This is a genomic window from Streptomyces hawaiiensis, from assembly GCF_004803895.1.
GTDB classification, from domain to species: domain Bacteria; phylum Actinomycetota; class Actinomycetes; order Streptomycetales; family Streptomycetaceae; genus Streptomyces; species Streptomyces hawaiiensis.
This window is the reverse complement of record NZ_CP021978.1, coordinates 2454964-2466663: the sequence shown is the minus strand read 5'-3', so window position 1 is coordinate 2466663 and position 11700 is coordinate 2454964. Positions and strand designations below refer to the sequence as shown.

Here is an 11700-nt window from a genome sequence, read left to right as displayed (position 1 = left end):
CGGGTCCCGTGCGCGGTAGCCTTCACGCTGCACACGCGTGCGCACGACCTCATATTCGGCCCGCATCTGGAGGAGCCACGGCGATGGCGGAACACACCAGCTCGAGCATCACCATCGAGGCGGCCCCGGCCGACGTCATGGCGGTCATCTCCGACTTCGCCCGCTACCCGGACTGGACCGGCGAGGTGAAGGAGGCGGAGGTCCTGAAGACCGACGCCCAGGGCCGCGCCGAGCAGGTCCGCCTCGTCATGGACGCGGGCGCGATCAAGGACGACCAGGTTCTCGGCTACACCTGGACCGGAGAGAACGAGGTGTCCTGGACGCTGGTGAAGTCCCAGATGCTGCGCTCCCTCGACGGCACGTACCTCCTCAAGCCGTCCGGCGCGGGCGGCACGGAGGTCACATACGTACTGACCGTGGACGTCAAGATCCCCATGCTCGGCATGATCAAGCGCAAGGCGGAGAAGGTCATCATCGACAGGGCGCTGGCAGGTCTGAAGAAGCGCGTGGAATCGGGCCAGTAGGAGCCGCGCCGTAGCGGGTTGCCCGCGTAGTGCCGGGTGCGGGTCCCTCGTGGCTGGTCGCGCGGTTCCCCGTGCCCCCGGCCGCCAGCCCCGGGGTAGCGTTCCACCCCATGCGCACCATCCTGATCACCGGCCCCGGCGGCAGCGGTCGTACCACCCTCGCGGCCGCGACCGCCCTGGCCGCGGCAGCCGAGGGCACCCGCACCCTCGTCCTCGGCACCGACCGCGCGGACACCCTCGGTGCCGCCCTGGGGGTGCGGACCGGCCCGGCCCCGGTCCAGGCAGCCCCGCAGCTCACCGCCTGGCGACCCGACGCCGCCCAGGACTTCCGCAGGGACCTCACCGCCCTCCAGGACCGCGCCGCCACCGCCCTGGACTTCCTCGGCGCCTCCCGCCTGGACCCCGAGGAACTCACCCCCCTGCCCGGCGCCGAGGAACTCGCCGTGCTGCGCGCCCTGCGCGACGCCGTGCTGTCAGAGAAGTACGACACCCTCGTCGTCGACCTCCCCCCGGCCCCGCAGGCCCTCGCCCTCCTCGCCCTGCCCGAGGAACTCCGCCGCTACCTGCGCCGCCTGCTCCCGCCCGAACGGCAGGCCGCCCGCGCCCTGCGCCCCGTCCTGGGCCGCCTCGCCGGCGTCCCCATGCCCGCCGAGTGGCTCTACGAGACGGCAGCCCGCTGGGACCTGGAACTGGCCGCCGTCGAGGCGGTCCTCGCCGACCGCGACACCGTCGTACGCCTGGTCGCCGAACCCGGCCCGGCCGGCGCCGACGCGCTGCGCACCGCCGGCCTCGGCCTCGCCCTGCGCGGTCTGCGCACCGACGTCGTGGTCGCCAGCCGCGTCCTGCCCGAGGCCTCCCCGGACACCTGGCTCGCCGGCGCGGTCGCCCAGCAGCGCAAGACGCTGGAGGAGTGGCGGGAGACCTACGACGTCCGCACCGTCCCCCACCTCGGACACGACCCGCGCGGCACCGACGACCTCACCGCGCTCGCCGTACCCGGCGTCGGGCAGGCGCCCCCCGCGGCCGACTGGCCCGTGACCGACCGGCTCGGCGATGACGGCGTCCTCGTCTGGCAGATCCCGCTGCCCGGCGCCATACGCGAGGAACTGGACCTCGTCCGGCGCGGTGACGAACTCGTCGTCACGGCGGGGCGGTTCCGCCGGATCGTCCCGCTGCCCTCCGTGCTGCGCCGCTGCACCGTCGACGGAGCCGCCCTGCGCGAGGGCGAGCTGCGGATCCGCTTCGCACCCGACCCGAAGCTGTGGCCGCGGGCCCGGTGAAACAGCAGGGCGCCGGACCGGGGAGACACGGCAGGCCCCGGCCCGTGAACGCGGTACGCCCGTTCGGGTAATGTCGTAGGGACGAGCCGTAGTCAGGAGTCCGTCATGAGCGAAGAACTCCCCCCGTTCGACGCCGCCCGCGATGAGGCCGCGGACGAGGTGCGGGCGAGCGACACCGACGCCTGGGCGACCGCATGCGCCGAGGACCTCCAGGCGGAGAAGACCCGCCGCCGCACCCAGTACGGCACGCCCCCGGGCTCCGCCGCCGAAGAGCTGAAGAAGCTCGTCGACACCGTCGCCGAGAAGCTGTCCGGCGTCCAGTCCCCGCTGCTCGGCGCGGTCGCGGGGCCCGCCGCGCAGCAGGTCGTCCGGCAGGTCGTCCAGCAGGCCAAGGGCGCCGTGGAACCCGTCATCGAGCGCAATCCGGATGTCTTCGACCACCTGGCAGCGGCCGGGAACGAGCTGCTCGCCGCCTACCGCTCCGCCGTCCAGGCCCAGGAGCGCCGCTGGACCGGCCGCGACGATCAAGGCGACCCCCGTGACCAGGGCGAACGCCGGGACGGCGGCGACGACGCCGGTCCCGGGGAGCGCATCGACCTGGACTGAGTCCCCGGCCCCGGCCGAGCGGCGGGCCCGGAGCGGCCGGCCGGGGTGCCCACCGTGCGGACGACAGCCAACCCGACGGCAGGGCCTCGGGTACCGTTGGCCGTAGCGGGGCTCGACCGAAACTGAGGGATTCATGGGACTCACCATCGGCGTCGACATCGGCGGCACGAAGATCGCGGCCGGCGTGGTCGATGAGGAAGGCAACATCCTCTCGACCCACAAGGTGCCGACCCCGGGCACGGCCGAGGGCATCGTGGACGCCATCGCCTCGGCGGTGGAGGGCGCACGCGTCGGTCACGACATCGTCGGCGTGGGCATCGGTGCCGCCGGCTACGTGAACCGCCAGCGCTCCGAGGTCTACTTCGCGCCCAACATCCACTGGCGCAACGAGCCGCTCAAGGAGAAGGTCGAGGCCCGCGTGGGCCTCCCGGTGGTCGTGGAGAACGACGCGAACGCGGCGGCGTGGGGCGAGTACAAGTTCGGTGCCGGCAAGGGCCACCGCAACGTCATCTGCATCACGCTGGGCACCGGCCTCGGCGGCGGCATCATCATCGGCAACAAGCTGCGCCGCGGGCACTTCGGCGTGGCCGCCGAGTTCGGCCACATCCGCATGGTGCCGGACGGCCTGCTGTGCGGCTGCGGCTCGCAGGGCTGCTGGGAGCAGTACGCGTCCGGCCGGGCGCTGGTGAGGTACGCCAAGCAGCGCGCCAACGCCACCCCCGAGAACGCCGAGATCCTGCTCGGCCTCGGCAACGGCACGCCCGACGGCATCGAGGGCAAGCACATCTCCATGGCCGCCCGCCAGGGTGACCGGGTCGCCGTCGACTCCTACCGCGAACTGGCCCGCTGGGTCGGTGCGGGCCTCGCCGACCTCGCCTCCCTCTTCGACCCCTCGGCGTTCATCGTCGGCGGCGGCCTCTCCGACGAGGGCGAACTGGTCCTGGGCCCGATCCGCAAGTCGTACAAGCGCTGGCTGGTCGGCGGCAACTGGCGCCCGGTGGCCGAGGTCCGGGCAGCGGAACTGGGCAACAAGGCCGGTCTGGTAGGAGCGGCCGACCTGGCCCGCGAGCCCGACCCGATCATGTAAACGCCGTCAGGGTGCGCGCCCAGGGGCGCGGGGAACTGCGCGATCGACCACATGCGACCGGCATTCGCGCACCATCCCCGCGCCCCGCCCCGTTGGGCGTAAATTGATCACATGTCGCTGCTCCCCAACTCCCGTACCGAGCCCGACGGTTCCGCGGTCATCAGGGTCCTCGGTTACAACATCCGCTCCCTGCGCGACGACACCGACGCCCTGGTCCGGGTCATCAGGGCGTGCGAGCCCGACCTCGTCCTCGTCCAAGAAGCCCCCCGCTTCTTCCGCTGGCGCAAGAAACTCGCCCGCCTGGCCCTCGCATCCGACCTGGTGATCGTCACCGGCGGCGCCACCACCACAGGACCGGCGATCCTCAGCTCGCTCCGGGTCGGCGTCGAACGCACGGAGGACATCCTCCTGCCCCCCACCCCCGGCCTGCACCGCCGCGGCTTCGCCACCGCGGTCGTCCGCGTCGCCGGCACCCGCCTCGGCGTACTCAGCTGCCACCTGTCCCTCCAGAAGGACGAGCGCCACGAGCAGTCCGGCATGCTCCTGGACCGGCTCGCCGGCATGGGTGTGGAGCACGCGATCGCCGGCGGCGACCTCAACGAACGCCCCGACGGCCCCGCCTTCCGCCGGCTGGCCGACAGCCTGACCGACTGCCGGGCCGCGGCCCCCTGGGGCGGCGAGCACACCTGGACGCCCGGCGACCCCTACCAGCGCATCGACGCGATCTTCGCGACGCAGGACATCGAGGTCCTGGGCTGCGGCGTGCCTTCCGGGCACCCGGGGGTGTCCGACGCAGACCTGAGGGCGGCCACGGACCACCTCCCGGTCCTGGCCGCCCTCAGAGTCCCGGCTTCCTAGACGACCGCGCCCCGCCCGGGGTCGTCATCGCCCTCGTCGTCCGTCCGCATCCGCATCACCAGCGTCGTGAACCCGCCGAGGAACCCGCCGATCCCCAGCGTGGCCAGCCACCAGGTCATGTCCCAGCCGAGCAGTACGGCCAGCAGGAGCAGCACCGGGCCGCCGAGCACGCCGAGCCAGGCGAACTTGGCCGTCGGGTCGGCGGTGGGCAGCGGGGGAGGCTCCGGGGGCACGAAGTGGCCCTCGTCGTCCTCGTCGAAGTCGTCCTCTGCGGGCTCGGACACGGAGTAGTCGCGCGGGCCGGTGCCGGGCGCGAAGGAAACCGAGCCGCCCAGGGGCTTCACGGGCTGGTCCCCGGGCTCCCCGGAATCCTGCGGCTCGGCGGGCTTGACGGCGTCCTCGGACTTCACGGCCGTGTCGCCCCCGCCGCCGTCGATCACGGCGTCGTTGGTCCCGGTCGCCGGCAGGGCCAGGTCCTCGACCGACTTGAACGGCTTGGCGCCCGGCGGGTCCGGCGGCTCGTCGCCGTACCCGGCGACGATCGCCGCCCAGGCGGCCTCCTCGTCGATGGGGACGCCCTTCTCGTCCGGCTCCCGGCCCTCGCGGTCGGAGTCGTGCTCAGCCACCTGCGGTCGTCCCTTCCTTGCCGAACCCGGGCTCCTTGCCGAGGCCGGACGCGATGCGGCCGATGAACGCGAGGCTCTCCTCGTGGATCCGGTCCGCGTCATGGTCCAACGTGGCGACGTGGTAGCTCTGTTCCAGGATGACCTCTTTCACATCCGTCGACGAGATACGGCTGAGGATCCGGGCCGAGTCGGCGGGCGGCACCACATGGTCCTGCGGGCTGCGCAGCAACAGCACCGGCTGGGTGACCTGCGGCAGCTCGCGGTCGGTGGCCTGGAAGAACCGGCGCAGCGAATGCGCCGCGTGCAGCGGCACCCGGTCGTAGCCGAGCTCCCTGCCGTCCGGCTTGGCGATGTCGCTGGCGATGCCCTTCGTCGCGGGGACGAGGTGGCGCACCACCGGCAGGGCGTGCGCGGCCAGGCCGTGGACCTTGTTCGCGGGGTTGACGACCACGACACCGCGGACGGCGTCGCCGTGCTTCGCGGCCAGTCGCAGGGCCAGTGCGCCGCCCATGGACAGACCGGCCACGAAGACCGTTTCCCGGCGCTCGCACAGGAGGCGCAGCTCGCGGTCCACCTCCGCGTACCAGTCCTGCCAGCCGGTGATCCGCAGGTCCTCCCAGCGCGTGCCGTGCCCCGGCAGCAGCGGCAGGGAGACGGTCAGGCCATGCTCGGCGAGGTGCTCCGCCCAGGGGCGCAGCGACTGCGGTGATCCGGTGAAGCCGTGGCAGAGGAGGACGGCGACCTCTCCGCCCTCGTGGTGGAACGGCTCGGCTCCGGCAAGGACCGGCACCTTCGGCCTCCTGGTCGTGAGAAGGGACTGGCACGATCACGGAATGTCACGGAACGTCATGGAAGGTGTTCGCGCGTCGTGCGCGGGACCTTCACCGTACGCGACCGCACTGACACCGACCAGGGCCGTCGGAGCCTTTGACAGTGCTCCGGGTTAAGGTCTGACCGACACATACAGGAGGCACTCGGTTGTTGTACGGCGCGATGAAGGTCACCATCGGGGGTCCGCTGAAGCTCGCCTTCAGACCCTGGGTGGAGGGCCTGGAGAACGTACCCGCCGAGGGCGCTGCGATCCTGGCGAGCAATCACCTGTCGTTCTCCGACTCCTTCTTCCTGCCTGCCGTCCTCGACCGCAAGGTCACCTTCATCGCCAAGGCCGAGTACTTCACCACGCCCGGTGTGAAGGGCCGGCTGACGGCCGCCTTCTTCAAAGGAGTCGGGCAGCTCCCCGTGGACCGCTCCGGCGCGCGCGGCGCGGGTGAGGCCGCCATCAGGAGCGGCATAGAGGTGCTGGAGCGCGGTGAGCTGTTCGGGCTCTACCCGGAGGGCACGCGCTCGCCCGACGGACGGCTCTACCGGGGCAAGCCGGGCGGCCTCGCGCGCGTGGCGCTCGCGACCGGCGCGCCGGTCATCCCCGTCGCCATGATCGACACGGAGAAGATCCAGCCACCCGGGAAGGTCATGCCGAAGCTGATGCGGCCCGGCATCCGGATCGGCAAGCCCCTGGACTTCAGCCGCTACCAGGGCATGGAGAACGACCGGTTCGTGCTGCGCGCCGTGACCGACGAGGTCATGTACGAGATCATGAACCTCTCCGGCCAGGAGTACGTCGACATGTACGCGACGGCCATGAAGCGGCAGCTCACGGAAGCGGCGAAGGCGGAGAAGGAAGCCGAGAAGGCGGCCAGGGCCGCTCTCGCGAAGGCCGAGAAGGAACAGGCCGAGAAGGAAAAGCAGACGGAGCAGCGGCGGACCGAGCCCTAGCGGGGGCTTCGGTCGGGGGGCGGGGGAGATGGCCGAGCGCGAGCGTGTCATGAGGATGTCGGTCGAGCAGCCGCTGTGGCGTGCGCTCACCGCCTACCGGGTGCTCACGATGCTGTACGCGGTCGGCCTGTTCGCCACCGCCTACACCGAGTTCGTCCGCCCCTGGATCGCCGTCGCCTACTACGCCGTGCTGTGCGGCTGGACCCTGGCCACCCTGCCCCGGGTCGCGAACGCCGCCCGCTGCACCAAGCGGTTCCTCGCCGCCGACCTCACCATCGCCGTCGTCGGCATCCTGCTCACGCCCGTCGCCGACGCGCACGAGCGGGTCCAGGCGGGCGGCCCGACCCTGCCGTCGATATGGACCGCCGGTGCCGTCCTCGCCTTCGCCGTCAAGGGCGGCTGGCGCTGGGCGGCCCTCGCCTCCGGCCTCGTCGCCGTCGCCAACCTGATCGAGCGCGGCAGCCCGGCCCGCGACACCGTCCACAACGTCATCCTGGTCTGCATCGCCTCCGTCGCCATCGGCTACGTCGTCGAGGTCGCCCGCGCCTCCGAGCGCACCCTCGCCCGCGCCCTGGAGATCGAGGCCGCCACGCGAGAGCGGGAGCGCCTCGCCCGGGACATCCACGACAGCGTGCTCCAGGTGCTGGCCATGGTGCAGCGCCGCGGGGCCGTGATCGGGGGAGAGGCGGCCGAGCTGGGCCGGATGGCCGGTGAGCAGGAGGTCGCGCTGCGCACCCTGGTCTCCGGCGGACTCGTCCCCGTCTCCCGGGTCTCCGAAGACGCCGCCGAGGGCGCGCTCGTCCGGGCCGTCGACGAGGAGCCGGACGAGCGCGGCCCCGTCGACCTGCGCGCCCTGCTCGCGCCGTACGCCGGGGCCATGGTCAGCCTCGCCGAGCCCGGCGCGCCCGTGCCGCTGGCGCCGGTCGCCGCCCGGGAGGTGGCCGCCGCGGTCGGGGCCGCCCTGGACAACGTCCGCCGGCATGCCGGGGAGGAGGCGCGCGCGTGGATCCTGGTCGAGGACGAGCCGGACGAGGTGATCGTCACCGTACGGGACGACGGACCCGGCATCCCGGAGGGGCGGCTCGTCGAGGCCGAGGGCGAGGGGCGGCTCGGCGTCGCCCTGTCGATCCGCGGCCGGCTGCGTGAGCTCGGCGGCAGCGCGGAGCTGATCTCGGTGCCGGGCCAGGGCACCGAGGTCGAGCTGAAGGTACCGAAGGCCGTGACGGACACACGGGGGAAGGCGGAGCAGCGATGACGGAGACCACCGGAGAGCGGCAGGGCCCGATCAAGGTCATGGTCGTCGACGACCACCCCATGTGGCGTGACGCCGTCGCCCGCGACCTGGCCGAGTCCGGCTTCGAGGTGGTCGCCACCGCGGGCGACGGCGACCAGGCCGTACGCCGGGCCAAGGCCGCCGCACCCGACGTCCTCGTGCTCGACCTGAACCTGCCCGGCAAGCCCGGCGTCCAGGTCTGCAAGGAGGTCGTCGCCGCGAACCCGGCGCTGCGGGTCCTCGTGCTGTCCGCGAGCGGTGAGCACGCCGATGTCCTGGAGGCGGTGAAGTCCGGCGCGACCGGCTATCTGCTGAAGTCGGCCTCCACCGGGGACCTCCAGGACGCGGTCCGCCGCACGGCCGTCGGCGACCCGGTCTTCACCCCCGGCCTCGCCGGGCTGGTCCTCGGCGAGTACCGCCGCCTGGCCTCCGAACCCGCCCCCGCGCAGGACACCGGCGAACCGAAGGCGCCCCGGCTCACCGACCGCGAGACCGAGGTGCTGCGCCTGGTCGCCAAGGGCCTGAGCTACAAGCAAATCGCCGAACGCCTGGTCATCTCCCACCGCACGGTGCAGAACCACGTCCAGAACACCCTCGGCAAGCTCCAGTTGCACAACCGAGTGGAGCTCGTCCGGTACGCGATAGAGCGCGGCCTCGACGACGAGTGAGGCGCGCGTCACACTGACCCTTCGTCAGGCACCTGCGGCGAAGGGACTGTTCCATGCGCGTCGGAGTACTGACCGGAGGCGGCGACTGCCCCGGCCTCAACGCCGTCATCCGGGCCATCGTCCGCAAGGGCGTGCAGGAGTACGGCTACGACTTCACCGGCTTCCGGGACGGCTGGCGAGGACCCCTGGAGAACGACAGCGTCCGGCTCGACATCCCCACCGTGCGCGGCATCCTGCCCCGCGGCGGCACCATCCTCGGCTCCTCGCGGACCAACCCGCTGAAGGTGGAGAACGGCATCCGCCGGATCAAGGAGAATCTCGCCGAGCTGGAGGTCGGGGCGCTCATCGTCATCGGCGGCGAGGACACCCTCGGCGTGGCCGCCCGCCTGTCCGACGACCACGGGCTGCCCTGCGTGGGCGTCCCGAAGACGATAGACAACGACCTGTCCGCCACCGACTACACCTTCGGCTTCGACACCGCCGTCGGCATCGCGACCGAGGCCATCGACCGGCTGCACACCACCGCCGAGTCCCATATGCGGGTCCTGGTCTGCGAGGTGATGGGCCGGCACGCCGGCTGGATCGCCCTCCACTCCGGACTGGCCGGCGGCGCCAACGTCATCCTCATTCCCGAGCAGCGCTTCGACGTCGAGCAGGTGTGCACCTGGGTGACCTCCCGCTTCCGGGCGTCGTACGCGCCGATCGTGGTCGTCGCCGAGGGGGCGATGCCCAAGGACGGCGACATGGTCCTCAAGGACCAGTCGCTCGACTCCTTCGGGCACGTCCGGCTGTCCGGGGTCGGCGAGTGGCTCGCCAAGGAGATCGAGAAGCGCACGGGCAAGGAGGCCCGCACGACCGTGCTGGGCCATGTGCAGCGCGGCGGCACCCCCAGCGCCTTCGACCGCTGGCTCGCCACCCGCTTCGGGCTGCACGCCATCGACTGCGTCCGCGACCGCGACTTCGGCAGGATGGTCGCCCTGCGCGGCACGGACATCGTCCGCGTCCCCATCGCGGACGCCACGGCCCGCCTGAAGACGGTGGATCCGGCGCTGTACGAGGAGGTCGGGGTGTTCTTCGGCTGACCGGGAACGGACGTCCGGGGGCGCCGGCCCCCGGACGGCTACACGGTCGTGTTGCGCACCTGGCAAACCAACTCCCGTACGACAGCCGCGCCGTTCAGCGTCAGGACCGACTCCGGGTGGAACTGGACACCCGCGAACCCGGGACCGCGCAGCGCGTGCACCTCCCCGTTCGCGGCGCGGGAGACCTCGACGCCGTGCGTCCTCAGCCCGGCCGCCGCCTCGTCGTCGCAGCGCGCCACGAAGCTGTTGTAGAACCCGACGGTCTCCCGCCGCCCGAACAGCTCGATCTCCGTCTGCGCCCCCTGGTACGGCACTTCCTTGCGGACGATGTCCAGCCCCAGCTCGGCCGCGATCAGCTCGTGTCCGAGGCAGACACCCAGCACGCCCTGCCCCTCGCCCCTGATCACCTCGGCGGTCAGCGAGCGCAGGAACCGCATCTTCGGATCGGCGAGGTCGCAGGGGTCGCCCGGGCCCGGGCCGAGCACGACCGGCCCTTCGTGCGCGAGCACCGCTTCCCGGAGCCCGTCCTCGTCGTACCGCCGCACGCTCACCTCCAGGCCGCTGGAGCGCAGCACGTGCGCGAGCATCGCCGTGAAAGTGTCCTCACCGTCGACGACCAGGGCGTGGCCGGTCAGTTCCCCGGAGCGCTCCTGCATCCGCAGCCAGAAGGGCGCGAGCGAGGCCCGGCGGCCGTCCAGCGCCGCCCGGACCCGCGGGTCGTCCGTCAGCTGTGGCCCTACGGCCTCCGCGCACGGCCGGGACGGGCGTACGCCCAAGGCCGCCAGCACACCCGCCGCCTTCGCATGGGTCTCCGCCACCTCGCTCGCCGGGTCCGAACCCCGCACGAGCGTGGCGCCGACGGGAACCCGCAGGCGCCCCTCGGAGGAGATGTCGGCGGTGCGGATGAGAATGGGGGAGTCGAGGGTCTGGGCCCCGCCCGGGTCCCGGCCGATCAGGGCCAGCGCCCCGGCGTAGTACCCGCGCCCCCCGCTCTCGTGCCGCTCGATCACCCGGCAGGCGTTCTGCACGGGGGAACCGGTGACGGTCGCCGCGAACATGGTCTCCTTCAGCACGTCCCGCACGTCCAGCGAGGACTTCCCGCGCAGCTCGTACTCCGTGTGCGCGAGGTGCGCCATCTCCTTCAGCCGGGGCCCGATCACGACCCCGCCCATGTCGCCGACGGTGCACATCATCTTGAGCTCCTCGTCGACGACCATCGACAGCTCCTCGATCTCCTTGCCGTCGGCGAGGAAATCCAGCAGGTGCCCGGGCGTGGGGCCCTCGGCGGGGTAGCGGTACGTGCCGCTGATCGGGTTCATGACGACCGTGCCGCCGGACATCCGGACGTGCACCTCCGGGCTCGCCCCGACCAGGGTCCGGTCCCCGGTGTGCACGACGAACGTCCAGTACGCCCCCCGCTCGCCCTCCAGCAGCCGCCGGAACAGCGCCAGCGCGTCGGCCCGCCCGAACCCGGGGACCTCGCCCTCGTACGTCCGCCGGATCACGAAGTTCGCGCCCTCGCCCCGCCCGATCTCCTCCCGCAGCACGCGTCCGACGATCTCCGCGTACTCCTCGTCGGCGACATCGAAGCCACCGCCCTCGACGCGCACGTCGTGCGCCGGGAGTTGCTCAAGGGCGTCGGCCAGCGGGACGCCGTACGACTCCTGGGGCGTGAGTGCCAGCAGGGGCGTGCCGTCGTCGCGGACGTCGAAGCCCCGCTCGCGGATCTGCCGGAAGGGCACCAGCGCGAGGCTCTGGTCGGGGAGGTCGGCGAGGCGGTCGTGCGGGGCGACCGGGCCGATGAGGACCTCGACCAGGTCGTGGTCGTGGCCCGGGGCGCGGCGGCGCAGCAGGGCGAAGGGACGGGGGTCGTCCAGCAAGCCGAGCAGGTTCATGGGTCCGTGCTCCATCTCGGTGAGAGAG

The 11700-nt window shown here is 72.5% G+C and carries 12 protein-coding genes; 9 read left to right on the top strand and 3 right to left on the bottom strand.

Features of this window, described 5'->3' with window-relative positions; genetic code table 11:
- The first annotated feature begins 83 nt into the window (after positions 1–83).
- The 5 genes from CEB94_RS11390 (at position 84) to CEB94_RS11370 (ending at position 4355) form a co-directional block, all read left to right on the top strand.
- Entirely contained in the window at positions 84–524 is a 441-nt protein-coding gene (locus CEB94_RS11390) for an SRPBCC family protein (RefSeq protein ID WP_175432097.1), read from the top strand.
- A 110-nt stretch (positions 525–634) separates the two neighbouring features.
- Positions 635–1804 (top strand): ArsA family ATPase, encoded by a 1170-nt coding sequence (locus CEB94_RS11385; protein ID WP_175432096.1) that lies wholly within the window; start codon positions 635–637, stop codon positions 1802–1804.
- A 105-nt stretch (positions 1805–1909) separates the two neighbouring features.
- Entirely contained in the window at positions 1910–2410 is a 501-nt protein-coding gene (locus CEB94_RS11380; RefSeq protein WP_175432095.1) for a DUF5304 domain-containing protein, read from the top strand.
- Positions 2411–2543: 133 nt separating this feature from the next.
- Positions 2544–3497: an ROK family glucokinase gene (locus tag CEB94_RS11375; protein WP_175432094.1), complete on the top strand. Its 954-nt coding sequence runs from the start codon at positions 2544–2546 to the stop codon at positions 3495–3497.
- 111 nt (positions 3498–3608) lie between these two features.
- Positions 3609–4355 carry an endonuclease/exonuclease/phosphatase family protein gene (locus CEB94_RS11370; protein WP_175432093.1) on the top strand — a complete coding sequence of 249 codons (747 nt, stop codon included), beginning with the start codon at positions 3609–3611 and terminating at the stop codon, positions 4353–4355.
- Here CEB94_RS11370 and CEB94_RS11365 read toward each other — a convergent pair.
- On the bottom strand, positions 4352–4981 hold the full coding sequence (locus CEB94_RS11365; RefSeq protein ID WP_175432092.1) for a hypothetical protein: 630 nt from the start codon (positions 4979–4981) through the stop codon (positions 4352–4354). The two genes, CEB94_RS11370 and CEB94_RS11365, sit on opposite strands and share 4 nt — an antisense overlap.
- Positions 4974–5771, bottom strand: coding sequence for an alpha/beta hydrolase (locus tag CEB94_RS11360; RefSeq protein ID WP_175432091.1), 798 nt, complete (start codon positions 5769–5771; stop codon positions 4974–4976). Before CEB94_RS11360 ends, CEB94_RS11365 begins: the two co-directional genes overlap by 8 nt.
- Positions 5772–5974: 203 nt before the next feature.
- Here CEB94_RS11360 and CEB94_RS11355 point away from each other — a divergent pair, with 203 nt between their 5' ends.
- From CEB94_RS11355 to CEB94_RS11340, 4 genes are read left to right on the top strand one after another with little or no spacing between them, the layout of a single operon-like run.
- Positions 5975–6754: a lysophospholipid acyltransferase family protein gene (locus CEB94_RS11355; protein ID WP_175436965.1), complete on the top strand. Its 780-nt coding sequence runs from the start codon at positions 5975–5977 to the stop codon at positions 6752–6754.
- A 28-nt stretch (positions 6755–6782) separates the two neighbouring features.
- Positions 6783–8009, top strand: a complete 1227-nt coding sequence (gene macS / locus CEB94_RS11350) for a MacS family sensor histidine kinase (protein WP_175432090.1) — start codon at positions 6783–6785, stop codon at positions 8007–8009.
- Positions 8006–8695 (top strand): response regulator, encoded by a 690-nt coding sequence (locus CEB94_RS11345; RefSeq protein ID WP_175432089.1) that lies wholly within the window; start codon positions 8006–8008, stop codon positions 8693–8695. The genes macS and CEB94_RS11345 overlap by 4 nt, the downstream gene beginning before the upstream one ends.
- Positions 8696–8748: 53 nt before the next feature.
- Positions 8749–9777 carry a 6-phosphofructokinase gene (locus tag CEB94_RS11340; protein ID WP_175432088.1) on the top strand — a complete coding sequence of 343 codons (1029 nt, stop codon included), beginning with the start codon at positions 8749–8751 and terminating at the stop codon, positions 9775–9777.
- 38 nt (positions 9778–9815) lie between these two features.
- Here the strand turns inward: CEB94_RS11340 and CEB94_RS11335 are convergent, their stop codons facing one another.
- Positions 9816–11672 carry an anthranilate synthase family protein gene (locus CEB94_RS11335; RefSeq protein ID WP_175432087.1) on the bottom strand — a complete coding sequence of 619 codons (1857 nt, stop codon included), beginning with the start codon at positions 11670–11672 and terminating at the stop codon, positions 9816–9818.
- Between the last annotated feature and the right edge of the window lie 28 nt (positions 11673–11700).